A 24087-nucleotide genomic window follows, 5' to 3' on the forward strand; every position below is an offset into this window, starting at 1 on the left:
CTGCACGCGAGCCCGTCGAAGGCTCTTCTCCACCATGCACGCGAGAGGCAGGACGGTCCCCCACGAGACCCCTCCCGTGCTTCATATCGTCGAACCCATGACAGTGTCGATCTCTCGGCGCAGACTGGGAGAATGCTCGTGGACCCGAACCTGATCGGCATCATCATCGCCCTCTTCGGCGTGACCGCCACCACGCTCGGCGGCGTCTCCCGAATGCTCGCACGGCAGTCCAAGGGGCTGGACGTGCGTTTCGACAAGATCGATGAGCGGTTCGACAGGGTCGATGGGCGGTTCGACAAGGTCGATGAGCGGTTCGCGAAGGTCGAAGGCGACATCGCCGAACTCCGCACCGAACTCAAGACGGAGATCGCCGAACTCCGGGTCGAACTCAAGGCCGACATCGCCGACGTCCGAGTCTCGATCGCGCGCCTCGAGGGTCCGCTGCCGAAGCTCCAGCGCATCTGATCCCACCAGAGCCCGGGCGGGGAACAGACCGGGGTGCCAGACTGGACGCATGGCCCTTCACATCACCGGAGACACCGCCGCTGACACTCTGCTCACCGACAATCCGCTCGCACTGCTGGTCGGGATGCTGCTCGACCAGCAGGTCCCGATGGAGACGGCGTTCGCCGGTCCGCTCAAGATCGAGCAGCGCACCGGAGCGACCGACGCCACCACGATCGCCTCGATGGACCCTGACGAGTTCCTGGAGGCATTCACGCAGACACCGGCTGTCCATCGGTTCCCCGGCTCCATGGCCACTCGCGTGCAGACCCTCTGCCAGGAGATCGTCGATCGATGGGGCGGAGACGCCTCGGCGATCTGGACCGAAGGCGATCCGTCCGGCGCCGAGGTTCTGAAGCGACTCAAGGCGCTCCCGGGGTTCGGCGAGCAGAAGGCGAAGATCTTCCTCGCCCTGCTCGGCAAGCAGTATGGCTTCACCGGCACGGGATGGCGAGAGGCGGCCGGAGACTACGGCGCCGACGGTTCCTACCGCAGCGTCGCCGACATCGTGTCACCCGAGTCGCTGACCAAGGTGCGCGAGCACAAGAAGGCCATGAAAGCCGCGGCGAAGGCCAAGGCATGAACCCCACCGGCGACGACGTCGCTGGACTCATCGCCCGCTCCACGCCGGCGATTCGCCGTCGGGATGCCGAGACCCTGACCGCTGTGATGCAGGAGATCACCGGCCGCGACCCGCAGACCTGGGGCACGATCATCGGATTCGGCAGCTGCCACTACAGGTACCCGACCGGCACGGAGGGCGACAGCGGACTGCTCGGCTTCGCCCCGCGCAAGGCGGCGACGACGATCTACCTGTTCGACGGCGTCGACGCCCACGTCGAGGCCCTGGAGAAGCTCGGCCCGCACAGCACGGGCGTCGGATGCCTCTACATCAAGGATCTCGAGAAGATCGACCTCGACGTGCTGCGCGGCATCCTCGAGCGATCGTTGGCGTGGGTCGAGGCGGGCGGCACCGATCAGGTGCAGCTGACCGTCACCGGCTGACGCGAGAGGCCCGCCGTCCTCTCGGACAGCGGGCCTCTCGTTCGGATCGTCCGAGTGTCAGGCGCCCTTGAGACGCTCAGCCAGGTACTCGTGCAGCTCGTCGATCGAGACGCGCTCCTGCGCCATGGTGTCGCGGTCACGCACGGTGACGGCGCGGTCATCGAGCGAGTCGAAGTCGATGGTGACGCAGAACGGCGTGCCGATCTCATCCTGTCGGCGGTAACGGCGACCGATCGCCCCTGCGTCGTCGAAGTCGACGGCCCACGAGCTGCGCAGCGTGTCGGCGACCTCGCGAGCGAGCGGCGACAGGCGCTCGTTGCGGCTCAGCGGCAGCACGGCGGCCTTCACCGGGGCGAGACGCGGGTCGAGCTTGAGCACGGTGCGCACGTCGGTGCCGCCCTTGGCGTTCGGCACCTCCTCTTCACGGTACGCGTCGACGAGGAACGCCATCATGGCGCGCGTGAGGCCGAACGACGGCTCGATCACGTACGGCGTGTATCGGTCGCCCGTCGCCTGGTCGAAGTAGGTGAGGCTCTGGCCCGACGCCTCGCTGTGGCTCGACAGGTCGTAGTCCGTGCGGTTGGCGACGCCCATGAGCTCGCCCCACTCCTTGCCCGTGAAGCCGAAGCGGTACTCGACGTCGATGGTGCCGGCGGAGTAGTGCGCGCGGTCGTCTTCGGGAACGTCGAACTGACGCATGTTCTCGGGGTCGATCCCGAGGTCGATGAACCAGTTCCAGCATGCCTCGACCCAGTGCTCGAACCACTGCTGCGCGTCGGCGGGCGGCGTGAAGAACTCGATCTCCATCTGCTCGAACTCGCGCGTGCGGAAGATGAAGTTGCCGGGGGTGATCTCGTTGCGGAACGCCTTGCCGACCTGGCCGATGCCGAACGGCGGCTTCTTGCGACTGGCCGTGAGCACATTCGAGAAGTTCACGAAGATGCCCTGTGCCGTCTCAGGGCGGAGGAAGTAGAGGCCGGACTCGTCGTCGACGACGCCGAGGTACGTCTTCACGAGACCCGAGAACGACTTCGGTTCGGTGTACTGGCCCTTGGTGCCGCAGTTGGGGCACGGCACGTCGGCGAGGCCGTTCTCTGCCTTGCGGCCCTTGCGCGCCTCGAAGTCCTCGATCAGAGTGTCGGCACGGAAGCGCTTGTGGCAGCTCAGGCACTCGACCAGCGGGTCGGTGAAGGTGGCGACGTGACCCGACGCCTCCCACACCCGCTTGGGCAGGATGATGCTGGAGTCGAGACCCACCATGTCGCCGCGTCCGCGCACGAACGTCTGCCACCACTGGCGGCGGATGTTCTCCTTGAGCTCGGTGCCGAGGGGCCCGTAGTCCCACGCGGACCGCGAACCGCCGTAGATCTCACCCGCCTGGAAGACGAACCCGCGGTGGCGGGCAAGGGCGATGACCTTGTCAAGACGGGACTGTTCGGCCACGGTGGCTCCAATGGTCGGCGGTGGGAAAGCCCGTGATCACGGGCACGTCAATCTTATCCGCGACCTGTTCGCGTCAGGACCCCGGCCGGGTCGGGGCTGAGCCCTCAGGAGGTGAAGAGGTAGCCCTTGTCGACGTCGAATCCCGAGAGCGTCAGGCCGCTGCCCAGGAGGCCCTCCATCTGCGCGCGCAGGCGCGTGCGCCATTCGTGCGCAGCCTCCGGGTCCTCGACGCGGATCGTCTCGATGTCCGACGGGATCTCGAGCGTCTCGACGACCGCATCGGATGCCGGGGGCTTGGCGATGTCTGCGAGCGCCCATTCGACGTCGAGCCGGTCGCTCTCATCTCCTGCGTCCCCTCCACCGAAGATGCCGTAGCGGTTCACCGAGTATCCGGTCGCGCGGGCACCGAGAACCGTGAGGAAGAAGTGCGCGTTGCGGGCGACGAGCGGATCGAACGTCCAGGTGATGCGACCGACATCGCGTGAGAACGCCCACTGGCGTTGGTGCTCCTTGAGCTCTCGTCCCCAGCCGCGTCCGCGGTACTCGGGCAGCAGCGCCGTGATGTGCGAGTGCATCGCCCGGCGTCCGGGGGCGCCGAAGAAGGCGATCGAGGCTCCGACCATCCGCTCTTCGCCGCTCTCGGCATCGAAGAGTCCGACCACGTAATTGCCCGACTGCTGCAGAGCTCGCAGAGTGCCGGCGTCGATCACGCGCTCGGGGCCGCGGATGGAGTCGAGCAGGCCCTGCGCGGCGATGATGAGTTCAACGGTGTCCAGATCACGGATGGTTCGCACGCCCCCAGTCTGCCCCTCCGGTCGCAGATATCGGAATCGAACACGGCTGGTCAGGCGCGCGAGCGCTCCGGGAAGGCCGTACCTCCTCCGGCCGCGAGGGATGTGGCGACGATCTCGAGGAACTCGTTCATCATCTCGACGGTCATCTCGAGGAGCATCCCGTCCCAGTAGGAGAGCACGGCTCCTCGCCCCTGCATCATCCCGGCCGGACGTGCGAATGCCCAGAGGTGAAGGTGCGCCGAGCCGTCGTTGAACCTGCTGAAGTGGCACCGCGCGACACCGGGGATGCTCTTCACCGCCTCCGAGATCCGCTGCATCAACGGCCCGAGTGCGGCGAGGACCTCGACGGGAGCGTCTTCGAGCAGCCAGTGCTCGCGCGGGGCGATCGCCCCGATGAAAGGAAGCCCGCCCGGCTCCCAGCCGGCTCGCACCTGCCACAGATCGTCGTGCCAGATCGTGTGCTCGTCGGGCTTGCACGATCCGCAGTTCTCGGGGTCGAGCTCACCGTTGCGCGGCTTCTCGGGCACGAGCATCGGCTCGAGCGGGCGCATGACGACCGACTCGTAGGCGTTGGCCGGCCCGTGCGTCATCCACGAGCCATCGGGTCGCTCTCCGTAGACGAGCCTGCGGTGGAAGGGGCTGTCGGCAGGGTGCTGTTCGAGATCGACGCTCATCCCCATATCGAACCATGCCGCGACCGGGCGTACCGTGGAGGAATGGCAACCAGCGACACGACCGCCGAGAAGCCCGACACCCGGTTCTTCGGGCAGCCCTGGGCGCTCGTCCACATCTTCGGCGTCGAGATGTGGGAGCGGTTCAGCTTCTACGGCATGCAGGGCATCCTGCTCATCTATCTGTACTTCTCGGTCACCGAGGGCGGACTCGGACTCTCCCAGGCCGTCGCAGGCGGGATCGTCGGCGCCTACGGAGGGTCTGTCTACCTCTCGACGATCCTCGGTGCGTGGATCGCCGACCGGATGCTGGGCTCGGAACGTGTGCTGTTCATCAGCGCCATCGTCATCGTCGCAGGTCACGTCGCCCTCGCGCTTCTCCCCGGATTCATCGGCGTCGGGGTGGGCCTCGTGCTCGTCGCCCTCGGCTCGGGCGGGCTCAAGGCGAACGCGACCTCGGTGGTCGGCACTCTCTACAGCGCAGACGACACCCGCCGGGATGCCGGCTTCTCGTTGTTCTACCTCGGCATCAACCTCGGCGCCTTCCTGGGCCCGATCCTCACCGGCATCCTGCAGTCCTCCCTCGGATTCCACTACGGATTCGGTCTCGCCGCGATCGGCATGACGTTCGGACTCGTGCAGTATTCGTTCGGCCGGAAGGCGCTGCCGGACGAGGCACGACGCGTGCCGAACCCCCTGCCGTCGTCGCGCTATCCGCTCGTCGCGATCATCGCGGTCGCCGCCCTCGCACTCGTCGCGGCGCTGGTGCTCATCGGCGTGATCAGGGCCGACAACCTGGCCGACATCGTGATCATCGGAACGATCGTCGCGACGGTGGCGTACTTCGCAGTCATCCTCAGCAGCCGCCGGATCGATGCCACCGAGCGTTCACGCGTGTGGGGGTTCCTGCCCCTCTTCGTCACGAGCGTCGCCTTCTGGTCGCTCTACCAGCAGCAGTTCACCGTGCTCACGGTCTACTCCGACGAGCGCCTCGATCGCAACATCTTCGGATTCGAGATGCCCGTCTCCTGGGTGCAGTCGATCAATCCGGTGTTCATCATCATCCTGTCCGGCGTCTTCGCGGCGATCTGGACCCGCCTCGGCCGCCGCCAGCCCTCGACTCCGGTCAAGTTCGCACTGGGCGCGATGATCATGGGGGCGGCGTTCCTGCTGTTCCTGCCGTTCGCGGGCGGTGGCCCCAACTCCACGCCGTTGATCGCGATCGTCGGCATCCTGTTCGTGTTCACGGTCGCCGAGCTGCTGATCTCGCCGGTGGGCCTGTCCGTGACCACGAAGCTCGCGCCGAAGGTGTTCCACACGCAGATGGTGGCGCTGTTCTTCCTGTCGATCGCGCTGGGCACTGCGATCTCGGGCTGGCTCGTCCAGTTCTACGACCCGAAGAACGAGGTGCCTTACTTCTCTGTCCTCGGGGCGATCGCGATCGTGGTCGGCCTCGGCCTCCTCTTCGCCGTGAAGCCGGTGCTGCGGCTCATGAAGGGCGTGAGCTGACGAGCGCAGTACGCGGGCTCGCGCCTCGGGTGTCTCAGACGCCGATAGCCTGAAGCGATGGGAGAGAACGATGATCGCGCGCGCAGAAGACTCTCCCGAAGATCACCGAAGTGGGCGATCGTCGCGGTGCTGGCCTTCGCCGGCCTCTGCTCGTCGTTCATGTTCACCCTGGTCGTGCCTCTGCAGGCCGAGCTCCCTCACCTGCTGAACGCGTCCAGGGAAGACACCACCTGGGTCGTCACGATCACGCTGCTCGTCGCCGCGGTCGCCACCCCGATCTCGGGCCGACTGGGCGACATGTACGGCAAGCGCCGCGTCGTGATCGTGCTGCTCGGGCTCCTGATCCTCGGCTCGCTGATCGCCGCTCTCTCCGGCTCGATCGTCGGCGTGATCATCGGGCGTGCGCTGCAGGGTGCGGTCACGGGCGTGGTTCCGCTGGGCATCGCGATCATGCGCGACGTCCTGCCGCCCGAGCGTCTGGGCACCGCCGTCGCTCTGATGAGCGCCACGATGGGGGTGGGCGGAGCGATCGGGATGCCGGTGGCCGCCCTGCTCGCGGTGAACGCCGACTGGCACTGGCTGTTCTGGCTCGCCGCAGCTCTCGGCGTCATCGGCCTCGCTCTCGTGCTGCTCGTGATTCCCGAGGACGTGCTGCGATTCCCCGGACGCCTCGACGTGGTCGGTGCGATCGGACTCGCGATCGGCCTCACCGGCATCCTGCTGTTCGTGTCGCGCGGTGCCGAGTGGGGCTGGACGGCCCCGCTGACCCTGACCTGCATCATCGGCGGTGTGGGTGTGCTGCTGGTCTGGGGCTGGTATCAGCTGCGGACGAACGATCCGCTGCTCGACCTGCGCGTCGCCGCACGCCCTGCCGTGCTGTTCACGAACATCGCCGCGATCGGCATGGGCTTCGCCCTCTTCGCCTCGAACGTGACGTTCCCGCAGCTGCTCGAGGGCCCCGTCGCCTCCGGCGCCGGCTTCGGACTCGACATGGTGTCTGCCGCACTCGTGATCATGCCGGCGGGTCTCGTGATGATGGTGATCTCGCCGCTGTCGGGCTGGCTCGAGCGCACCGTCGGACCTCGCCCCCTGTTCACCGTGGGGGCCGGCGCGATCGTGCTCGCCTACGTGTTCGTACTGCTCTGGTCGAGCGAGGTGTGGCATATCCTCGTCGGCAACCTGCTGATCGGCGTCGGCATCGGCTTCACCTTCGCCGCGATGCCGATGATCATCATGCGGTCGGTGCCGGCGAACGAGACGGGCGCATCGAACGGACTGAACGCGCTGTTCCGCTCGGTCGGCACATCGAGCGCCTCCGCAGTGATGGGCGGGGTGCTCGCCGCCATGAGCGTCGACGTCGGCGGGGTCTCCGTCCCCACGAGGGCGGCGTTCGATCTGTGCTTCTGGCTGGCGATCGCGGCCGGCATCATCGCCCTCGTCCTGTCGCTGTTCATCCCTCGACAGCGTTCGACCGAGCAGCATCCCTCTCTTCCGGGGTGACCGCCGCCCGGACCAGGGTCAGAGCACCCGCGGGTCCGGGTCCGTCGGCGACGGAGCCCTCAGTCGGTCGGGGGCCGGCCAGGAGAGCGCGTGCTGCTGCGTGGGCGGACGGGAGACGTCGCCGAAGTCGTCGACCTTCACGACGACGCGTCCGGGTGCACCGTCCTCATCCGGGGTGACCTCGAGGATGCGGACCCGCAACGGACCGCCGCCTTCGCCGTCGAGCACCCACGGGTCAGCGAGCCACGAGATGCCCCGCTCCTCCAGAGCTGCCTCGGCATCGAGCCACTCGGTCGGCCCGGACACCGTGCGCCCGAGGATGTCGACCGGCACCCACGCCTCGCCGTCGGGGTGGATCCAGCCGAGCAGCTCGCCGTCGTCGCGGCGATGCGGAGTCCAGTCTGTGCGGGGCATCCCCCGATGCTAACCGGGGCCGACGCGCGATCGACGTGACGAGTGCGCCTCAGTGGGTGTACTCCATGAGCTCGACGCCGAGCACACGGAAGGCATCGTGTGCACGCAGCCGGTGTGTGATCGACAGGTCGTCGAAGCAGACGATCAACGAGTAGGCGACACCCGCGCGCGGCCCGCCGAGGACTCCCGCCTCTGCCCGCACACCGCGATCGCGGCCGGTCTTGTTGATGAAGAGCAGGCCATGGGCGTCATGGTCGTGAGCGAAGGGATCGAGGCCGGTCGAGGCTGCCACCAGGCTCAGGTCCTGGTTCAGGCTCAGCCACTCGGACACCTGAGCACTCACTGAGGCTCCCACCACCTGCGAGTTCACGAGTGCCGAGAAGAGCCCGGCGAACTCGCGCGCTGAGCCCACCGCGACCTGGGGTGCGTCGTCGGGCCCGCGCTCGTCGCGGAACCGATCGAGAAGGGCAGTGCGGCGGAGCCCGAGGGTCTCGATGCGCTCACGCACGCGATCGTGACCGACCCGCTGCAGCAGAGCGTTGACCGCGATCGGATCACCCGCTGTCGCCGCGAGCACGGCGAGGTCTTCGAGCGGCAGGGCGGGCGCGTGCAGGTGTCGCCAGAGTCCCGAGGTCGACACCGGCTCGACGGCCGTGCGCTCCACGATCTCGAGCGGGTCGAGGGTGCCGGCATCGAACGCTGCCGCCACCTCGATGAGCAGCGGTACGACGCCGAGCCCGGCGACCGGCATGGTCACATGGTCATCCCCCGACAGGACGTGCGTGTGGCTGTCGAGATCGACAACATGCACCGACACCTGGGCCCCCGCGTCCGCGAGCTGCTCGAGTGCCCGCAGCGTCGACGTGAACGATCGACGCCCCGTGGCGGCACGACGCGGCAGGCGTCGGCTGGGCCGCTGAGAGCGGCGCAGCGAGGCCAGTGGCGGGCCGTCGGCAGGCTCGGAAGCACCCACGCGTGATCCTTAATAGGGGGGTTGGATTGGCGGGATGCTGCGGTGTCCATCCGCCGCAGCACGGATATCGTAACCCCGTCAGGTGAGGATGCCCTACATACTCCGGTATACGGTCATCAGATCGTCATTCAGGAGACAGCAGGGCACCCGTCGGGGCCCACTCGGCTAGGCGGGACGACTCACCAGATCGTCACTCGAGACTCCTGCGGGAGCCACAGCGCGTCGGATTCGGCGACGTCGAACGCCTCGTAGAAGGCGTCGATGTTGCGGACGATCTGGTTGCAGCGGAACTCGTTCGGCGAGTGAGGGTCGATCGTGAGCAGTCGCAGCGTCTCGGCGTCGCGGCTCTTCTGCTGCCAGACCTGCGCCCACGACAGCAGCAGGCGCTGTACGCCCGTGTAGCCGTCGATGACCGGAGCCTCTTCGCCGCCGAGCGCGATCTCGTACGCCCGGAGCGCGATGCCGAGGCCGCCCAGGTCTCCGATGTTCTCACCGATCGTGAGGGCGCCGTTCACGTGGTGCTCGGCGTCGAGGCCTTCCGGCACGAGCTCGTCGTACTGCTCGATCAGGGCCTTGGTGCGCTGCTCGAACGCGGTGCGATCCGCATCCGTCCACCAGTCCTCGAGCTTGCCGTCACCGTCGTAGCGGCTGCCCTGGTCGTCGAACCCGTGACCGATCTCATGGCCGATGACCGCGCCGATCCCGCCGTAGTTGGCAGCCGCATCGCGTGACGCGTCGAAGAACGGGTACTGCAGGATCGCCGCCGGGAACACGATCTCGTTCATCGAGGGGTTGTAGTAGGCGTTGACCATCTGCGGCGGCATGTGCCACTCGTCTCGGTCGATCGGCTTGCCGACCTTGGCGACGTTGCGGTCGTGCTCGAAGATGGCCGCGCGCCGCACGTTGCCGAACAGGTCTGCGCGGTCGATCTCGAGGCTGGAGTAGTCGCGCCAGACGGCGGGGTGCCCGATCTTCGGCGTGAACGAGTCGAGCTTGGCGAGCGCCCGCTCGCGGGTCTCGGCGGTCATCCACTCGAGGTCGGTGATGCTCTGCCGGTAGGCCTCGATGAGGTTCGCGACCAGCTCGTCCATCGCGGCCTTCGCCGTCGGCGGGTAGTGCCGCTCGACGTACACCTTGCCGATCGCCTCGCTCAGCGCGCCCTCCGTCACCGAGACGCCGCGCTTCCAGCGCTCGCGGATCGAGGGGACGCCGGTGAGCTCGGTGCCGTAGAACGAGAAGTTCTCCTGCACGAAGTCGTCGGTCAGATACGGAGCCGCGGCGTGGACGACCTGTGCGCGCAGCCAGGCCTTCCAGTCGTCGAGGCGCCCGGGGCTGAGCAGCGATCCGAGCCCTTCGAGGAAGCTCGGCTGCGAGACCACGACCTCGGCGAAGGCCTCAGGGTGCTCGGGCGCGACGGAATCGCGCCACGGCTCGAGGTCGACCCCGGCGAGCTCCTGGATCTGGGCCCACGTCTTGAGGTTGTAGGTGGCGACGGCGTCGCGGCTGCGCACGTTGTCCCAGTGGTGGCCGGCGAGCTCGGTCTCGAGGGCGATCGAGCGGTCGGCCTGGCCTGCGGCATCCGCGATGCCGGCGAGCGTCAGCAGTCGCTCGAGGTGCGTGCGGTACGCCGCTCGCGTCTCGGTGAAGGTGTCGAGTCTGAAGTAGCTCTCGTCGGGCAGCGACAGGCCGGACTGCACGATCACCGGAAGGTAGCGCTCGGGGTTTCCGGGGTCGCCGTCGACGTAGAACCCGATCAGGTGCGCCCGACCGTCGCGGTCGTAGGCGCCGACCGTGCGCAGGAATGCGGGGATGTCATCGATCGCCTCGATCTCGGCGAGGGTCTCGGCGAGCGGAGCGACGCCGGCCGCGGCGATGCGCTCGGTGTCCATGAAGCTCGCGAACAGGTCGCCGATCTTGCGGGCGAGGGTGCCGGGCTCGGCATCCTGCGACTCCTCGATGATCGTCCTGACGTCTTTCTCGGCCTGCTCGGCGAGCAGATGGAACGAGCCCCAGCGCGCCTTGTCGCCGGGGATCTCGGTGCGGGCGAGCCAGGCGCCGTTGACATGACGATAGAGGTCGTCCTGCGGGCGGATGTCGGAACTGAACTCGGAGGTCTCAAGGCCAGAGGGAAGCACGTCGGTCATGCCGACCAGCCTATGCGTCGCTCCGACATTCAGGAGGGAACCGACTGGCGGCCCCCGACGTACTCAGCCTCGGCGACGGATGCCGAAGCGGTGCGTGCGCGGGTGAATCGGCTCCGGCGTCGAACGGGCGGCCAGGCGCGCCGCTCGACGCTCCGTCCACGCGGCGACCTCGGCATCGATGTCGCGAGGACTCGTCACGACGGGCGGTCCGCCCTGCAGCTGCCGTCGAGCCTCGATGACCCGTCGGTTGAAGTCCTCGAGCACCGCCCGCACGTCGGACTCGCGACCGAGCAGGTCGAGCTGCTCGTCGAGCTCGCGATCCTCGGTGCGCAGCAGGATGGCCGGCGGGCCGAGTCCCGTGAGGTTCTCCTGCTCGATCTTGCGCCGGATCCACCAGTCCGGGTCGTGGTGAGTGCCGAGACCCTCGAGCGGCTTGCCGGCGCCGGGGAGATCGTCGAAGTCGCCCCGGCGGATCGCCACCTGGATCGCCGTCTCGATGAACGCGGCCCGGTCGGTGGCTGCGGCGATGCCGGGGGCCGTGCCGGATTCAGCGTCGTCCTCACCGTCGCTCTCGCTCTGCTGCCGCGCGCGGTATCTGGCCGCGGCCTCGCGTGGATCCGTCATGATGCACCTCCGTCGCATCCGATTGCTCCAGGGTACGACGGCGTGCGCGGAGCCGGCGATCGCTCTGTCGGCACCAGCCCATAGGCTCGGAGGATGACCGAGCGCACTCTCAACCGTGAGATCCTGCGCCTCGCCGTCCCCGCTCTCGGCGCGCTGATGGCCGAGCCCGCGTTCCTCATCGTCGACGCCGCCCTGGTCGGGCATCTCGGCACGACGCCGCTGGCGGGCCTCGGCATCGCGGGAGCAGTGCTGCAGACGATCGTCGGGCTCATGGTCTTCCTCGCCTACTCGACGACCCCGGCTGTCGCGAGGCTGTTCGGAGCCGGCCGGCCCGGCGAGGCCGTCTCAGTCGGCGTCAACGGCATGTGGCTGGCGCTGGCGATCGGTGCCGTGCTCGCCGCCGCTGGAGCCGTGGCCTCGCCGTGGCTCGTGTCGCTGTTCGGCGCGAGCGACGCCGTGGCCGCCGACGCCAACGCCTATCTGGTCGTCTCGATGTGGGGTCTCCCCGCGATGCTCATCGTGTTCGCCGCGACCGGACTGCTCCGCGGGATGCAGGACACCATGACCCCCCTGTGGATCGCGGGGATCGGATTCGGCGCGAACGCTCTGCTCAACGTGCTGTTCATCTACGGGCTGGGATGGGGCATCGCCGGATCGGCGGCCGGCACGGTCGTCGCCCAGTGGGGCATGGTCGGCGCCTACGTGCTGGTGATCCGGCGCCTCGCGGCGACGCACGACGCGTCGCTGATGGCGCAGCGGGCGGGCATGGGCAGCACCGCGCGATCGGGCGGCTGGCTGTTCCTGCGCACGGTGAGCCTGCGGGCCGCGCTGCTGGCCACCGTCGCCGTCGCGACAGGAATCGGCACCGACGAGCTCGCCGGCTGGCAGATCGTCTTCACCATCTTCTCGGCGGCAGCGTTCGCGCTGGATGCTCTCGCGATCGCGGCCCAGGCCCTGATCGGCAAAGAACTCGGTGCGGGGGACGAGCGGCAGGTGCACCGAGTGCTCAGACGCACGGTCGCCTGGGGCGTGTGGTTCGGCGTCGCGGTCGGCGCGCTCATCGCGGCGCTCTCGGGTGTGCTCGGCATCGTGTTCACGGGAGAGCCGTCGATCGCCGCGCTCGTGCAGCCGGCGCTCCTCGTCCTCGCGGTCGCGCAGCCGATCGCCGGTGTGGTCTTCGTGCTCGACGGTGTGCTCATGGGGGCGAACGACGCGCGCTACCTCGCGCTCGCGGGCGGACTCAACCTCCTGCCCTTCCTGCCTGCGCTGTGGATCATCGCCGCCACGGGGGTCGACGGCGCCGCCGGTCTGATCTGGCTCTCGGTCGCGTTCTTCGGCGTCTACCTGCTCGCTCGGCTGGTCACCCTCGGCTGGCGTGTGCGCTCCGGCCGCTGGGTCACGGCGGGCGTCTGAGACTGACCTGTCAGGGGATCAGGCGTTCTCGAGCTCGGCGATCACGATCTTCTTCATGTGCATGAGCGCCTGGATCTGCTCCGGGCGCTGCTGCAGCAGATCGAGGCCTGCGGGCACGACCTGCCAGCTGACCCCGAACCTGTCCTTGCACCAGCCGCACGCCTCCGACTCCGGCACGGCCGAGAGCGCCTGCCAGTAGTGGTCGATCTCGGCCTGATCCGCACAGCCGATCACGAACGAGATCGACTCGTTGAAGGCGAACTCAGGGCCTCCGTCGAGGCATCCGAACGGCGAGCCGTTCAGCGTGAAGTCGCCGTTGAGCACCTTGCCGCTCATGCCCTCGAAATGTCGATCGAGCGATTCGTCGGGGTAGAGCACCACCTGGTCGATCGACGAGTTCGGGAACACCGAGACGTAGTACTCCATCGCCTCCTGCGCACGACCGTCGAACCAGAGGAACGGGCGGATGGGACTGAGCTCTGCCATGGCGACCTCCTCAGATCGGCACTCACGCTACGCCCGAGCAGGCGCCGTGTCGAGAGGGTTCGCGCACGCCGTCAGCCCGCGTATCTCCGGCACCACTCGTACATGATCACGGCGGCGGCCGCGCTCGCATTGATCGACCGGGTGGAGCCGTACTGCGTGATCTCGATGTGAGCGGATGCCGCGGCGAGCGCGGCCTCCGACAGCCCCGGGCCCTCCTGACCGAACAGCAGCACGCAGCTCTGCGGCAGGTCGGCGCGGTCGACCGGCACGGCGCCGTCGACGTTGTCGACCGCGATGATCGGCAGCCCCTCTGCCGCGGCCCAGGCGGTGAAGGTCTCGACGTCTTCGTGGTGCACGACGTGCTGGTAGCGGTCGGTGACCATCGCGCCCCGCTTGTTCCAGCGGCGCCGTCCGATGATGTGCACGGTGTCGGCGAGGAACGCGTTCGCGCTGCGCACGATGGAGCCGATGTTCATGTCGTGCTGCCAGTTCTCGATGGCCACGTGGAACGGATGCCGCCTGGTGTCGAGGTCGGCGACGATCGCATCCATCCGCCAGTAGCGGTAGCGATCGATCACGTTGCGCGTGTCGCCGACGGCCAGCAGCTCAGGGTCGTAACGCTCGTCCGCAGGCCATTCCGCCTCACCGCCGGGCCACGGCCCCACTCCGTAGCCGGGCTGCGCCGACGATCCGCCTGTCTCCGCTGCATCCGCGGGCGCCTGCTCTTCCATTCCGCCAGGCTATCCGCCGCGCACCGCACAACATATTTAGGTGCGCCGAAAAATCCGCTACGATTTCGGCATGCCTAAAAATTCCACGCTCGAGACGTCGGCGTCTGGCGCTCGCGCCACCGCGCCCCGCAGCCTCTGGCTTCTCGGACCCGCGCTGGTGGCCGGAGTCGCCTACCTCGATCCGGGCAACGTCGCGAGCAACATGACCGCAGGCGCCCAGTACGGATACCTGCTGGTGTGGGTCGTGGTCGCCGGCAACATCATGGCGTGGCTGATCCAATACCTCTCCGCCAAGCTCGGAGTCGTCACCGGGCAGAGCCTCCCCGAAGTGCTGGGAACACGACTGAAGAACCCCTGGGCCCGACGCGCCTACTGGCTGCAGGCCGAGCTCGTCGCCATGGCGACCGATCTGGCCGAGGTCATCGGCGGAGCGGTGGCGCTCTACCTGCTGTTCGACATCCCGCTGCTGCTCGGCGGGATCATCACCGGCGCCGTGTCGATGATCCTGCTGGCAGTGCAGAGCCGCCGCGGCCCACGCCCCTTCGAGTTCGTGATCATCGCGCTCATGGCGATCATCACCGTGGGCTTCATCGCCGGCCTGTTCGTCGCTCCCCCAGACGCAGGGAGCATCGTCGGCGGCCTCGTCCCCCGCTTCGAAGGAACCGGGTCGGTGCTGCTCGCCGCATCCATCCTCGGGGCCACGATCATGCCCCATGCGATCTACGCGCACTCGTCGCTCACCCGAGACCGCTTCGGCTCTACGACGACCGATGCGCCGGCCGAGGCCGTGCGCACGGAGACCTCGCGCATCCGTCGCCTGCTCACCGCGACCCGCTGGGACGTCTCGATCGCGATGGTGATCGCGGGCACGGTGAACCTCGGCATCCTGCTGCTCGCGGCCGCCAACCTGGCCGGCGTCGAGGGCACCGACTCGCTCGAAGGCGCGCACGCCGCACTCGCCGCCGGGCTCGGCCCTGTCGTCGCGACGTTCTTCGCGGTCGGGCTGCTGGCCTCGGGACTCGCCTCGACCTCGGTGGGCGCGTATGCCGGAGCCGAGATCATGCACGGGCTGCTGCACGTGCGCATCCCCCTGCTCGCGCGACGGCTGGTGACCTTGATCCCCGCACTCGTGATCCTCGGCATCGGCTTCGATCCCACGCTGGCGCTCGTGCTCAGCCAGGTCGTGCTCTCGTTCGGCATCCCGTTCGCCCTGATCCCGCTCATCGCGCTCACGGCTCAGCGCCGCACGCTCGGCGTCTGGGCGAACCGTGCATGGACGACGACGGCCGGCATCATCGCGTCCGTCCTGCTCATCGCTCTCAACGGCGCCCTGCTCTGGCTGGTGCTGACCGGCGCCTGAGGCGGCGCAGAGACGCACACCGACGCAGACGCAGAACCGCCCCGAGCCGGCACGGGAAGAGTCGGCTCGGGGCGGCGGTCTGTCACCGCACGAGTGCTCAGCGCTTGCGGAGGGTCTCCGTCCACTGCGAGGTCGCGCCGTCGGCGATGCGGTAGCCGGCATCCGGCACAGCGACCACGGTCACCTCTCCGGTGACGCGCACCTTTCCGTTGCGGGCCTCGACCTTCTCGCCGTTCACGTAGTACGTGATGCCCGTGATGTTCGTCGGCACCTTCACCTCATCGCGGGAGGAACCCGGCTTGTCCGTGAACTTCGGCGCCTTCGGCGTCGTCGGGGCGGTCAGCACCGGCACTTTCGACCAGTCGACATCGCTCGCGAGGTAGAACGAGGTGTACGCCGGCTGGTTGTAGGTCGTCTGCTGACGCGCAGTCTCAGCCCGGTACTGCACATCGTGCATGAGGGTCGTGAGCTTGTGCGCGGTGGGTTCCGTCGTGGTGAAGAATCGCAGCGCGCTCGAATCCGCCGTGCGCACAAGCAGCTCCTCGCGCCAGTCGCCCAGCACGTCGGCGACGAGCGAGGGATTGCCCTTCGTGCCGTTGTTGGTGAGCGTGCCGGTCGCGGTGAGCACCGTGCCCCGCGTCCAATCGTCGATGGTCGGTGTCTGGTCGCCGCTGCCGTTGACCAGCTGCGTCGTCAGGTCACCCGCCCAGCGGATCGACATGTTCGTTCCTGGCGTCTCCGCCTGCAGCACCTCGCCGGTCGCGCTGAGCAGACCGCTGCCCTCGGTGCCGCCGGGCATGCTCGACCACACCTCGATGCCCGGCACGTCTGGACGCACGTCGCCGATCATCGCCCGACCCGTGTCGCGACCGGAGTATGCACCGAACAGCGACTCTCCCGTCGCGGCGTCGCGCATCACCGATCCGTAGGGTGCATAGGTGCCGCCCTCGTGCACCGTCCAGATCTCCACACCGGGGCGACCCGGATCGATGTCGGTCACGTGCATCGCGTCTCCGTGCCCGAGTCGCACAGTCGCGCCGGGGTCGGCACTGCCCTCCGGCAGCACGTCGAACGAGCTGTAGAGCAGGCTGCCGTCGTCGTCGATCGTCGCCGATCCGTAGACCAGCTCCTGCCTGCCGTCGCCGTCGACGTCGGCGAAGCTCAGCGAGTGATCGCCCTGCGTCGTGATGGTGCCGAACTCAGGGTCAGTACCGTCGCGGCCGTGCGGGGAGTCGTTGAACGGGTTCGACAGGGGCACGTGACCGCTGTCGACATCCCAGCGAGCCTTGAGTCGCTTGCCGTCCCAGTCGAAGGCGGCGACAGTCGTGCGCGTGTAGTACCCGCGGGCGAACACCGCAGACGGATGCTGTCCGTCGAGGTACCCGACACCGGAGAGGAAGCGGTCGACACGGTTGCCCGGTTCGATGCGCGACATCGCGTAGTCGCCCCACAGCAGACCGTCGTCGCCGCGCTCGGTCGGATACGGGATCGTCTGCAGCTCCTTGCCCGTCGCGCTGTCGAAGACCGTGAGGTACTCGGGCCCGTCGATGATGAAGCCCTCGAACTCGCGCAGCAGGTTGCGCGCGCTGCGGCTCGGCGCATACACGTCGATGAAGGTGGTCGCGAGCTCCTGAGCCGCCTCCTGCGACAGCGGGTACTCGTGCGTGACCGGCATGCCCCACGCTTCTTCGAGAGTCGCCGGCCACTGACCCGACACGACCTCCTCGCGGTCGCTCCAGCCGAGGAACATGTCGACCAGGTGCGCCTCGTAGTCGGCGGCGCTGAGGCGATAGTCGTCATCATTCGAGTAGCCGGCCTTGCGGTCGGCCTTGGGCAGGGTGATGTACGACTCGCTCGCGACGGTGCCGTCGGCGGAGTACTGCACGGACTTGGTGCCGGGGGCCGTCTTCAGCACGGTCTCGGACCGACCGTCCCCGTCGAAGTCGTAGACGAGGAACTGCGTGTAGTGCGCTCCGGCACGGATGTTCACGCCGAGGTCGAGACGGTTCAGCAGGGTGCCGTCGAGCTCGTAGGTGTCGAGGTAGACGGGGCCCGTGTAGCCGCGCTGCGAGACGTCCTTCGAGTTCGAGGGGTCCCATTTCACGACGTACTCGTATTGCCCGTCACCGTCGACGTCGCCGACCGACACGTCGTTGGCCGAGTAGGTGTAGGCCTCGCCCTTCGGCGTGACGCCGTCTGCCGGCTTCTGCAGCGGAAGGTCGTGGTGGCCCTCGGACCACGCGGTGACGGATGCCGAGGCGGATGCCGTCAGCTCGACGCCGTTCACCACCGGCACCACGGAGTACTGCGACGTGGCCGTGCCGTCGGCATCCGCGTAGTTCGTGCTGTCGGTGACCGTGGCGAGCTTCGTGCCGTCGCGATAGACCGCGAAGTCGGTGCCAGCGAGCCCGGTGTCGGTCGCCCCGCTCACCTCGGTGGCGAGGAGCCTCCAGCTGACGAAGACCCCGTCGGCAGTCGACACGGCGACGAGACCGCGGTCGAGCGCCTCGAGCTGAGGCGTCTTCGGACCGGAATCATGGCGACCGGTCGCAGGTGCCGCGAGTGAGGCTGCGGTCGCCGTCTGCGCGCCTCCCACGAGGAGACAGCCGGCGGCGGCCACCGCCACGACGGCGCGGAGCGATTGGTGTCGGATATTCATCGTCGAAATCCTTCTCTGGGCGTGAAGCCCGCTCGGATAGCGTTTTCCCGTGCCCGGTCGAAGCTACCCGCAGAGCTCGTCCCCCGTCAAGGATTCCCGCCCGATTGACACGATTCACAGCGTGCATGGCGGAGTCTCCGGACGGTTAGGCTCGAAGGATGTCTGCCGAAACCGCGCGCCGCAACGTCCGCATCCTCACCTGGATCGGCATCGCGACCGGCGTGATCGGCGGACTCCTCGTCGCGTTCCCCACCGTGCTGCCCTTCGGCGGCCCCTGGGTGCAGCTCGCCCTCGGCATCGCGACCCTCGTGCTGGCCTTCCGCGCGCGCAAGATCGGCATCGCCGAGATCGAAGGGTTCGACGGTCGTCTCTCGCTCTTCGCCGCGCTGCTCGGCTTCCTGATCATCTTCTTCGCAGGGCAGGTCGCCTTCGGCATCCTCGTCGACGTGGCCAACCCCTGAACACGACCACTCCCCTGATCTAGGCTGAACCCGTGGCATCCCCTGCAGCAGACGACTACCTGAAGACCGTCTACGCGCACACCGAATGGCAGGACGCTCCGATCACCCCCTCGGTGCTCGCGGCGAAGCTCGGCATCGCCCCCTCATCGGTGACCGAGATGGTCAAGAAGCTGGCCGCCGCCGGGCTCGTCTCGCACGTGCCCTACGGCGCGGTGCGACTGACGGATGCCGGCACGCAGCGCGCCCTGGCGATGGTGCGTCGCCACCGCCTGATCGAGACCTGGCTCGTGCAGGAGTTCGACTACGGGTGGGACGAGGTGCACGACGAGGCCGAGGTGCTCGAGCACACGATCAGCGATCGCCTGCTCGAGGGCATCGACGCGCGCCTCGGGCGGCCACGGTTCGACCCGCACGGCGACGCGATCCCCGATGCAGCGGGCGTCGTCGAGCGCGAGCCCTTCGTTCTCCTCGCCGATGCGCCCGCCGGCCACACCGGACGTGTGCTGCGCGTCGACGACCGGGACCCCGAGCTGCTCAGAGCTCTCGAGGCGGCGGGCGTCGCCGTCGCGGCGAACATCACGACCACGCCCTCGGGCATCGAGCTCGAAGGCACCGAGACGGAGCTCCCGGACGGCGCCGCACAGGTCGTCTGGCTCAGCGCCTGAGAACCTCGTCAGAACCTGACACCTGCCCGCAACCGCCGCCGCATAGGCTGTGCACATGGCACATCGCGACAACATCGAATGCTGGCTGACCGACATGGACGGCGTTCTCGTGCACGAGAACGACGCCATCCCGGGAGCATCCGAGCTGCTCGCCGGCTGGGAGCAGAACGAGATCCCGTATCTGGTGCTCACGAACAACTCGATCTTCACGGCTCGCGACCTCTCCGCACGGCTGCGCGCGAGCGGACTGATCGTCCCGGAGGAGCGCATCTGGACCTCGGCTCTCGCGACCGCGGACTTCCTGGCCCAGCAGCTGCCCGGCGGCTCGGCGTTCGTGATCGGCGAGGCGGGCATCCTCACGGCTCTGCACGAGGCCGGCTTCATCATGACCGAGACGAACCCCGACTTCGTGGTCGTCGGCGAGACCCGCAACTACTCGTTCGAAGCGATCACCAAGGCGATCCGGCTCATCATCAAGGGTGCGCGCTTCATCGTCACGAACCCCGACGCGACCGGACCGTCGGCCGACGGCGTGATGCCGGCGACGGGCGCGATCGCCGCCCTGATCACCAAGGCCACGGGCAAGGAGCCGTACGTCGTCGGCAAGCCGAACCCGATGATGTTCCGCTCGGCGCTCAACAAGATCGGCGCGCACTCGAAGAAGACCGGAATGATCGGCGACCGCATGGACACCGACATCATCGCCGGCATCGAGGCGGGGCTGCACACCGTGCTCGTCATGACGGGCATCAGCGACGAGGCCGAGGTCGAGAAGTACCCGTTCCGCCCCGACGAGATCGTCAACTCGGTCGCCGATCTGCTGCCGACGGTCACCGAGTCGATCCCGACGCTCGACGAAGACTGACATGGGCGCGCTCGACGAAGGAGAGCGGGTCGTCGCAGCGGATGCAGCCGCCTGGCGCGCCTGGCTCGAGGAGCACCACGAGCGCACCTCCGGTGTCTGGCTGCTCAGTGTGCGGGGCAGCCGAGCGGGCGGCGTCGGCTACGACGATGCCGTACGTCAGGCGCTGTGCTTCGGCTGGATCGACGGCCCCGTACGCACCTTCGACGACGCGACGGTCGGCCAGTGGTTCTCTCCCCGTCGGCGCGGCAGCGGGTGGGCGGCGACGAACAAGGCCCGACTGATCGACCTCGAGGCCGCCGGCGTGCTCGCACCCGCCGGGATGCGCGTGCTCGAGTCCGCGAAGGCCGACGGGTCGTGGACGCTGCTCGACGGCCCCGAGGCGGGGATCGAGCCGCCGGAGCTGACCGAAGCGCTGGATGCGGTTCCGGCCGCACGAGCACACTGGGACGCTTTCCCCAAGTCGGTCAAGAAGTTCGGCCTGACGCACATCGCCATGGCCAAGCGTGCAGAGACGCGATCCGCCCGGATCGCGAAGATCGTGGCGGATGCCACCGAGGGGAAGCGCCCATGAACCAGTCCGACCTGCTGTTCCTGGTCATCTTCCTGATCCTCCTCAGCACCCTCACCGTGTTCATCGTGCAGTTCGTCCGCTCACGCCGCCGGGGCGGCGAGGGCGACGGTCGCGCCGGCTGGTGGGAAGGCCCCTGGGACGACGACGACCGCAAGCGCTGACCGGCGCTTCCCACTCGGCTCGGATCAGCGCAGCGTCAGGGTGCGCACGCGCTCGACGGCGTCGGGCATCCGCAGCGGCCCGGCACCCGGCGTGATCGTGCCGAGGATGCGGGGCTCGCGAGCTCCGGTTCCGCCCGGCGTCACTCCGGCCACACCGTGCATGGTGCACCACCCGATCAGAGCGAACAGGATCGCCTCTTTGCTGTCGACGGGGGCACCGAGCTCATCGGCGAGCACGACCTCGATGTCAGGGAGCGCATCACGCAGACCCTGCATGATCAGCGGGTTGTGGCATCCGCCACCCGAGACGGCAAGGAAGCGGATGCCGGCGGCACGCACGTCCCCGGCCACCGTGCGCACGGTGAGTTCGGTGAGGGTGCGCACGAGGTCCTCCGCTGCGATGTCGGGCCGCACCCGGTCGACGTGGCCGCGCACATAGTCGAGGTGGAAGTGCTCCTTGCCCGTGCTCTTCGGGGCGGGCAGTGCGTAATACGGATCGGCGAGGAGCGCGGTCAGCAGTGCCTCATCGACGGTGCCGGTGCGGGCGATCGCAGCATCCGCGTCGTACCCGCGCTCGTTCAGCTCCTCCGCGACGACGACAGCGTCGACCAGCGCGTTCGCCGGGCCGATGTCGTACGCCGAGAGGCCGTTGGGGCCCACGACGGTCATGTTCGCGATGCCGCCGAGGTTGACGGCCGCCGAGACTCCCGCCCGGCCGCGCAGCAGCAGTTCGTCGAGGAAGGACACGAGCGGAGCGCCGTGGCCGCCGGCAGTGATGTCGCGGATGCGGACGTCAGAGACGACCGGCGCGCCCACCCGCTCGGCGATCCATGCCGGCTGTCCGATCTGCAGCGTGCCGAGCGCGTGGCCATCGGCGACCCAGTGGAAGACGGTCTGGCCGTGCGTGCACACGGCATCCACTCCCCCGACCGCGTCGGCTGCTGCGGCGGCGACCTCGGCGAAGGCCTGCCCGATCAGAGTGTCGAGCTCGCAGACCTCGGCGAGGGTCGTGGGCGCCGGCGGCAGCGCCGCGACGAGCCGGGCCCGCAGTGCGGGAGCGTAAGGAACGCTGTCCTCGTGCAGGACGGTGCCCTGCAGGTCTCCGTCCTTCTCGACGAAGTCCACGACCGTGACGTCGACGCCGTCGTGTGAGGTGCCCGAGAGCAGTCCGAGTACGCGCATGCGTGTTCCTTCCGTCGCCTGCTACGAGCGTAGGGCCGATTTGTTAGGGAGGCGAACGGAACGAGGGTGCTCTTCTGCACGATCACCTTCTGCAACGCGTTTTAAACGCCGGCCGGTGAAGCGCGTGCATGCCGACAGCCCCCCTCCGACGGCTACGTAGCATTCTGCGAGACCCCACCCTCCACCCGCAGAATGGGAGCATGTTCGTGTCCGCAGAGATCATCGCGATCGTCCTCAGTGCAGTGGGACTCCTTCTGACCCTGGGCGGCACCATGGTCGGGGGCTTCGCCTGGTGCGTCCGCAGATCCGACCGCGTCGAGGAGAGACTCGGCGCTCGCATCGACGGAGTCGAGGAGAGACTCGGCGCCCGTATCGATGCGGTCGCCGCCGACACGACCGAACTCACGATCGCGATGGCCCGCATCGAAGGGCCGCCGCGCCACCTGATCGTTGCGGCCCGCTGACCTGGTCCGCGCCGACGTCAGCGCAGGGCGAGTGCCGCGGCGCCGATGAGCGGCCCCTCGTCGCCGAGGCCCGAGCGCACAACCCGGGTACGGCGGGAGTACTCGTGCGCGGCGCTCGCGGTGAGCGCCTGCTGCACGAGGTCGATGTAGTCCGTGGACACTCGCGAGAATCCGCCGCCGATCGCGACCATGTCGAGGTCGACCAGGGTCGCCGCGTCAGCGAGAGCCTCGCCGACGGCCTTCGCAGACCGCTCGATCGCGGCACGGGCGATGGTGTCGCCCGCGGCGGCATCCCGCGCCAGGTCCTCACCGGTCGCGCCCGTCCAGCCCTGCGTCTGCGCCCACGCGGCGCTCGCGGGTCCGGAGGCGATCTCCTCGAGGGTGAGCCCGCCTTCGCGACGCACCTGTCCGAGATGCCCGGCGTTGCCGGTGGCGCCGGGGATGTACGCGCCGTTGACGACGAACCCTCCCCCGACACCCGTCGAGACGACGATCGACAGGGAGGAACGGGCATCCTTGGTGGCACCGAGCCAGGACTCGGCGAGCGCGAGCGCACCTCCGTCGTGGCCGAAGACAGTGGGCAGCGCGCGTCCGAGGATGCCGGAGGCGGTGGAGCGCACCGCCTCCGCGAGACCGTACCCGCGGGCTGCAGGCATGTTCACGGGGAGGATCTGTCCGACGTTCCGGTCGATCGGACCAGCACTGCCGATGCCGGCGCCGATGAGTTCGGCGTCGTCGGGGAGCCGGGAGAGAGCGTGGGCGATCACGGTCGCGATCGCCTCGTCGAGGGACGCGGGAGTGGCGTCGCGGCCCGTCGCCCGGCGGCTGCGGCTTCCCCGCGCGAGCATGCCGTCGTCGCCGACGAGCGCGGCCTCCATCTTGGTGCCGCCGACGTCGACGGCCAGGGCGTAGCGGGTCACTGGGGGTCGAGTCCGAGGTCGTCGAGGTCGAAGGCGGCGCGCCATTCGAGGCCCTCGGCTTCGATCGCGGCCTGCGCGCCGGTCTTGCGGTCGACGATCACGGCGACGGCGACGATCTCGGCGCCCTCCTTGCGCAGCGCCTCGACGGCCTTGAGCGCGGACTGACCCGTGGTCGAGGTGTCTTCGAGCACCACGACGCGCTTGCCCTTGACGTCGGCGCCCTCGATCTGGCGGCCCCGGCCGTGGTCCTTCGGCTCCTTGCGCACCACGAACGCGTCGAGCGGCTTGTCGGCGGCGACCGAGGCGTGCAGCACCGAGTTCGCGATGGGGTCGGCCCCGAGGGTCAGGCCGCCGACCGCGACGACGTCGAGGTCGCCGATCAGGTCGAGCATGATGCGGCCGATCGCGGGAGCCGCGCGGTGGTCGAGGGTGAGCTTGCGCATGTCGACGTAGTACGTCGCCTTCTTGCCGCTCGAGAGGGTGAAGTCTCCGTGGAACACCGCCTCGTCCTTGATCAGGTCGAGGAGGGTCTGGCGGTCTGCGTCGAGTGCGGTCACGGCATCCAGTG

The 24087-nt window shown here is 68.6% G+C and carries 26 protein-coding genes; 13 read left to right on the forward strand and 13 right to left on the reverse strand.

Annotated features, from left to right (window positions below):
• The first annotated feature begins 132 nt into the window (after nucleotides 1–132).
• The 3 genes from ACZ0AA_RS11960 to ACZ0AA_RS11970 are packed head-to-tail and all read left to right on the forward strand — an operon-like array spanning nucleotide 133 to nucleotide 1509.
• Nucleotides 133–465, forward strand: coding sequence for a hypothetical protein (locus ACZ0AA_RS11960; protein ID WP_463513021.1), 333 nt, complete (start codon nucleotides 133–135; stop codon nucleotides 463–465).
• 49 nt (nucleotides 466–514) lie between these two features.
• Nucleotides 515–1087, forward strand: a complete 573-nt coding sequence (locus tag ACZ0AA_RS11965) for an HhH-GPD-type base excision DNA repair protein (RefSeq protein WP_463513022.1) — start codon at nucleotides 515–517, stop codon at nucleotides 1085–1087.
• On the forward strand, nucleotides 1084–1509 hold the full coding sequence (locus ACZ0AA_RS11970) for a DUF1801 domain-containing protein (RefSeq protein WP_400864163.1): 426 nt from the start codon (nucleotides 1084–1086) through the stop codon (nucleotides 1507–1509). Before ACZ0AA_RS11965 ends, ACZ0AA_RS11970 begins: the two co-directional genes overlap by 4 nt.
• 57 nt (nucleotides 1510–1566) lie before the next feature.
• Here the strand turns inward: ACZ0AA_RS11970 and ACZ0AA_RS11975 are convergent, their stop codons facing one another.
• From ACZ0AA_RS11975 to ACZ0AA_RS11985, 3 genes are all read right to left on the reverse strand, one after another.
• On the reverse strand, nucleotides 1567–2952 hold the full coding sequence (locus tag ACZ0AA_RS11975; protein WP_400864160.1) for a glycine--tRNA ligase: 1386 nt from the start codon (nucleotides 2950–2952) through the stop codon (nucleotides 1567–1569).
• Nucleotides 2953–3056: 104 nt separating this feature from the next.
• Nucleotides 3057–3746: a GNAT family N-acetyltransferase gene (locus tag ACZ0AA_RS11980; protein WP_463513023.1), complete on the reverse strand. Its 690-nt coding sequence runs from the start codon at nucleotides 3744–3746 to the stop codon at nucleotides 3057–3059.
• A gap of 50 nt (nucleotides 3747–3796) precedes the next feature.
• Nucleotides 3797–4420 carry a hypothetical protein gene (locus tag ACZ0AA_RS11985; RefSeq protein WP_463513024.1) on the reverse strand — a complete coding sequence of 208 codons (624 nt, stop codon included), beginning with the start codon at nucleotides 4418–4420 and terminating at the stop codon, nucleotides 3797–3799.
• 42 nt (nucleotides 4421–4462) lie between these two features.
• Between ACZ0AA_RS11985 and ACZ0AA_RS11990 the strand changes: the two genes are divergently transcribed.
• Nucleotides 4463–5926 carry a peptide MFS transporter gene (locus tag ACZ0AA_RS11990; RefSeq protein WP_463513025.1) on the forward strand — a complete coding sequence of 488 codons (1464 nt, stop codon included), beginning with the start codon at nucleotides 4463–4465 and terminating at the stop codon, nucleotides 5924–5926.
• Nucleotides 5927–5983: 57 nt separating this feature from the next.
• Nucleotides 5984–7426: an MFS transporter gene (locus ACZ0AA_RS11995; RefSeq protein WP_463513026.1), complete on the forward strand. Its 1443-nt coding sequence runs from the start codon at nucleotides 5984–5986 to the stop codon at nucleotides 7424–7426.
• An 18-nt stretch (nucleotides 7427–7444) separates the two neighbouring features.
• On the opposite strand, the gene ACZ0AA_RS12000 is transcribed toward ACZ0AA_RS11995, so the two are convergent.
• The 4 genes from ACZ0AA_RS12000 to ACZ0AA_RS12015 all read right to left on the reverse strand — a co-directional run bounded on the left by ACZ0AA_RS12000 (nucleotide 7445) and on the right by ACZ0AA_RS12015 (nucleotide 11581).
• The gene (locus ACZ0AA_RS12000) at nucleotides 7445–7840 is read right to left on the reverse strand and encodes a hypothetical protein (protein ID WP_463513027.1); all 396 of its coding nucleotides are present in this window, start codon (nucleotides 7838–7840) and stop codon (nucleotides 7445–7447) included.
• 49 nt (nucleotides 7841–7889) lie between these two features.
• Nucleotides 7890–8813 carry a serine hydrolase gene (locus tag ACZ0AA_RS12005; RefSeq protein ID WP_400864143.1) on the reverse strand — a complete coding sequence of 308 codons (924 nt, stop codon included), beginning with the start codon at nucleotides 8811–8813 and terminating at the stop codon, nucleotides 7890–7892.
• Between the two features lie 179 nt (nucleotides 8814–8992).
• Nucleotides 8993–10957 carry a M13 family metallopeptidase gene (locus ACZ0AA_RS12010; RefSeq protein ID WP_463513028.1) on the reverse strand — a complete coding sequence of 655 codons (1965 nt, stop codon included), beginning with the start codon at nucleotides 10955–10957 and terminating at the stop codon, nucleotides 8993–8995.
• Between the two features lie 63 nt (nucleotides 10958–11020).
• On the reverse strand, nucleotides 11021–11581 hold the full coding sequence (locus tag ACZ0AA_RS12015; RefSeq protein ID WP_463513029.1) for a DnaJ family domain-containing protein: 561 nt from the start codon (nucleotides 11579–11581) through the stop codon (nucleotides 11021–11023).
• A gap of 93 nt (nucleotides 11582–11674) precedes the next feature.
• Here ACZ0AA_RS12015 and ACZ0AA_RS12020 point away from each other — a divergent pair, with 93 nt between their 5' ends.
• Nucleotides 11675–12994, forward strand: coding sequence for an MATE family efflux transporter (locus ACZ0AA_RS12020; RefSeq protein ID WP_463513030.1), 1320 nt, complete (start codon nucleotides 11675–11677; stop codon nucleotides 12992–12994).
• 18 nt (nucleotides 12995–13012) lie between these two features.
• On the opposite strand, the gene ACZ0AA_RS12025 is transcribed toward ACZ0AA_RS12020, so the two are convergent.
• A complete protein-coding gene (locus tag ACZ0AA_RS12025) occupies nucleotides 13013–13480 on the reverse strand; it encodes a VOC family protein (RefSeq protein WP_400864135.1) in 468 nt (155 codons plus the stop codon).
• Between the two features lie 71 nt (nucleotides 13481–13551).
• Nucleotides 13552–14211, reverse strand: a complete 660-nt coding sequence (locus ACZ0AA_RS12030; protein WP_463513031.1) for a TrmH family RNA methyltransferase — start codon at nucleotides 14209–14211, stop codon at nucleotides 13552–13554.
• Nucleotides 14212–14281: 70 nt separating this feature from the next.
• Between ACZ0AA_RS12030 and ACZ0AA_RS12035 the strand changes: the two genes are divergently transcribed.
• On the forward strand, nucleotides 14282–15571 hold the full coding sequence (locus tag ACZ0AA_RS12035; RefSeq protein ID WP_463513032.1) for an Nramp family divalent metal transporter: 1290 nt from the start codon (nucleotides 14282–14284) through the stop codon (nucleotides 15569–15571).
• A 97-nt stretch (nucleotides 15572–15668) separates the two neighbouring features.
• Here the strand turns inward: ACZ0AA_RS12035 and ACZ0AA_RS12040 are convergent, their stop codons facing one another.
• Complete coding sequence (locus ACZ0AA_RS12040) at nucleotides 15669–18230, reverse strand: rhamnogalacturonan lyase (RefSeq protein WP_463513033.1); 2562 nt, start codon at nucleotides 18228–18230, stop codon at nucleotides 15669–15671.
• Between the two features lie 158 nt (nucleotides 18231–18388).
• Here ACZ0AA_RS12040 and ACZ0AA_RS12045 point away from each other — a divergent pair, with 158 nt between their 5' ends.
• The 5 genes from ACZ0AA_RS12045 to ACZ0AA_RS12065 are packed head-to-tail and all read left to right on the forward strand — an operon-like array spanning nucleotide 18389 to nucleotide 20953.
• Entirely contained in the window at nucleotides 18389–18691 is a 303-nt protein-coding gene (locus ACZ0AA_RS12045; protein ID WP_042541277.1) for a hypothetical protein, read from the forward strand.
• A 32-nt stretch (nucleotides 18692–18723) separates the two neighbouring features.
• Complete coding sequence (locus ACZ0AA_RS12050; RefSeq protein ID WP_400864123.1) at nucleotides 18724–19356, forward strand: metal-dependent transcriptional regulator; 633 nt, start codon at nucleotides 18724–18726, stop codon at nucleotides 19354–19356.
• A gap of 55 nt (nucleotides 19357–19411) precedes the next feature.
• Complete coding sequence (locus ACZ0AA_RS12055) at nucleotides 19412–20221, forward strand: HAD-IIA family hydrolase (RefSeq protein ID WP_463513034.1); 810 nt, start codon at nucleotides 19412–19414, stop codon at nucleotides 20219–20221.
• A gap of 1 nt (nucleotide 20222) precedes the next feature.
• Nucleotides 20223–20792 carry a YdeI/OmpD-associated family protein gene (locus ACZ0AA_RS12060; RefSeq protein WP_463513035.1) on the forward strand — a complete coding sequence of 190 codons (570 nt, stop codon included), beginning with the start codon at nucleotides 20223–20225 and terminating at the stop codon, nucleotides 20790–20792.
• The gene (locus ACZ0AA_RS12065) at nucleotides 20789–20953 is read left to right on the forward strand and encodes a hypothetical protein (protein WP_400864116.1); all 165 of its coding nucleotides are present in this window, start codon (nucleotides 20789–20791) and stop codon (nucleotides 20951–20953) included. The genes ACZ0AA_RS12060 and ACZ0AA_RS12065 overlap by 4 nt, the downstream gene beginning before the upstream one ends.
• Nucleotides 20954–20977: 24 nt before the next feature.
• Here ACZ0AA_RS12065 and ACZ0AA_RS12070 read toward each other — a convergent pair whose 3' ends face one another.
• The gene (locus ACZ0AA_RS12070) at nucleotides 20978–22135 is read right to left on the reverse strand and encodes an anhydro-N-acetylmuramic acid kinase (RefSeq protein WP_463513036.1); all 1158 of its coding nucleotides are present in this window, start codon (nucleotides 22133–22135) and stop codon (nucleotides 20978–20980) included.
• Between the two features lie 200 nt (nucleotides 22136–22335).
• On the opposite strand from ACZ0AA_RS12070, the gene ACZ0AA_RS12075 reads away from it, so the two are divergent.
• Nucleotides 22336–22599 carry a hypothetical protein gene (locus ACZ0AA_RS12075; RefSeq protein WP_463513037.1) on the forward strand — a complete coding sequence of 88 codons (264 nt, stop codon included), beginning with the start codon at nucleotides 22336–22338 and terminating at the stop codon, nucleotides 22597–22599.
• A gap of 17 nt (nucleotides 22600–22616) precedes the next feature.
• Here ACZ0AA_RS12075 and ACZ0AA_RS12080 read toward each other — a convergent pair whose 3' ends face one another.
• Nucleotides 22617–23519, reverse strand: coding sequence for an ROK family protein (locus tag ACZ0AA_RS12080; RefSeq protein WP_463513038.1), 903 nt, complete (start codon nucleotides 23517–23519; stop codon nucleotides 22617–22619).
• Nucleotides 23516–24076, reverse strand: coding sequence for an orotate phosphoribosyltransferase (pyrE, locus tag ACZ0AA_RS12085; protein ID WP_042541265.1), 561 nt, complete (start codon nucleotides 24074–24076; stop codon nucleotides 23516–23518). Before pyrE ends, ACZ0AA_RS12080 begins: the two co-directional genes overlap by 4 nt.
• Between the last annotated feature and the right edge of the window lie 11 nt (nucleotides 24077–24087).

Source organism: Microbacterium sp. AC035, from assembly GCF_979258485.1.

What these genes read in the sequence shown, in the direction of transcription:
- ACZ0AA_RS11965 (WP_463513022.1), top strand. Translation starts at nt 515, where the DNA reads ATGGCCCTTCACATCACCGGAGACACCGCCGCTGACACTCTGCTCACC.
- ACZ0AA_RS12030 (WP_463513031.1), bottom strand. Translation starts at nt 14,211, where the DNA reads ATGGAAGAGCAGGCGCCCGCGGATGCAGCGGAGACAGGCGGATCGTCG.
- ACZ0AA_RS12010 (WP_463513028.1), bottom strand. Translation starts at nt 10,957, where the DNA reads ATGACCGACGTGCTTCCCTCTGGCCTTGAGACCTCCGAGTTCAGTTCC.
- ACZ0AA_RS12000 (WP_463513027.1), bottom strand. Translation starts at nt 7,840, where the DNA reads ATGCCCCGCACAGACTGGACTCCGCATCGCCGCGACGACGGCGAGCTG.
- ACZ0AA_RS12055 (WP_463513034.1), top strand. Translation starts at nt 19,412, where the DNA reads ATGGCACATCGCGACAACATCGAATGCTGGCTGACCGACATGGACGGC.
- ACZ0AA_RS11995 (WP_463513026.1), top strand. Translation starts at nt 5,984, where the DNA reads ATGGGAGAGAACGATGATCGCGCGCGCAGAAGACTCTCCCGAAGATCA.
- ACZ0AA_RS12075 (WP_463513037.1), top strand. Translation starts at nt 22,336, where the DNA reads ATGTTCGTGTCCGCAGAGATCATCGCGATCGTCCTCAGTGCAGTGGGA.
- ACZ0AA_RS12035 (WP_463513032.1), top strand. Translation starts at nt 14,282, where the DNA reads ATGCCTAAAAATTCCACGCTCGAGACGTCGGCGTCTGGCGCTCGCGCC.
- ACZ0AA_RS12060 (WP_463513035.1), top strand. Translation starts at nt 20,223, where the DNA reads ATGGGCGCGCTCGACGAAGGAGAGCGGGTCGTCGCAGCGGATGCAGCC.
- ACZ0AA_RS12045 (WP_042541277.1), top strand. Translation starts at nt 18,389, where the DNA reads ATGTCTGCCGAAACCGCGCGCCGCAACGTCCGCATCCTCACCTGGATC.
- ACZ0AA_RS12025 (WP_400864135.1), bottom strand. Translation starts at nt 13,480, where the DNA reads ATGGCAGAGCTCAGTCCCATCCGCCCGTTCCTCTGGTTCGACGGTCGT.
- ACZ0AA_RS11985 (WP_463513024.1), bottom strand. Translation starts at nt 4,420, where the DNA reads ATGAGCGTCGATCTCGAACAGCACCCTGCCGACAGCCCCTTCCACCGC.
- ACZ0AA_RS12020 (WP_463513030.1), top strand. Translation starts at nt 11,675, where the DNA reads ATGACCGAGCGCACTCTCAACCGTGAGATCCTGCGCCTCGCCGTCCCC.
- ACZ0AA_RS11960 (WP_463513021.1), top strand. Translation starts at nt 133, where the DNA reads ATGCTCGTGGACCCGAACCTGATCGGCATCATCATCGCCCTCTTCGGC.
- ACZ0AA_RS12040 (WP_463513033.1), bottom strand. Translation starts at nt 18,230, where the DNA reads ATGAATATCCGACACCAATCGCTCCGCGCCGTCGTGGCGGTGGCCGCC.
- ACZ0AA_RS11990 (WP_463513025.1), top strand. Translation starts at nt 4,463, where the DNA reads ATGGCAACCAGCGACACGACCGCCGAGAAGCCCGACACCCGGTTCTTC.
- ACZ0AA_RS11970 (WP_400864163.1), top strand. Translation starts at nt 1,084, where the DNA reads ATGAACCCCACCGGCGACGACGTCGCTGGACTCATCGCCCGCTCCACG.
- ACZ0AA_RS12015 (WP_463513029.1), bottom strand. Translation starts at nt 11,581, where the DNA reads ATGACGGATCCACGCGAGGCCGCGGCCAGATACCGCGCGCGGCAGCAG.
- ACZ0AA_RS12065 (WP_400864116.1), top strand. Translation starts at nt 20,789, where the DNA reads ATGAACCAGTCCGACCTGCTGTTCCTGGTCATCTTCCTGATCCTCCTC.
- ACZ0AA_RS12070 (WP_463513036.1), bottom strand. Translation starts at nt 22,135, where the DNA reads ATGCGCGTACTCGGACTGCTCTCGGGCACCTCACACGACGGCGTCGAC.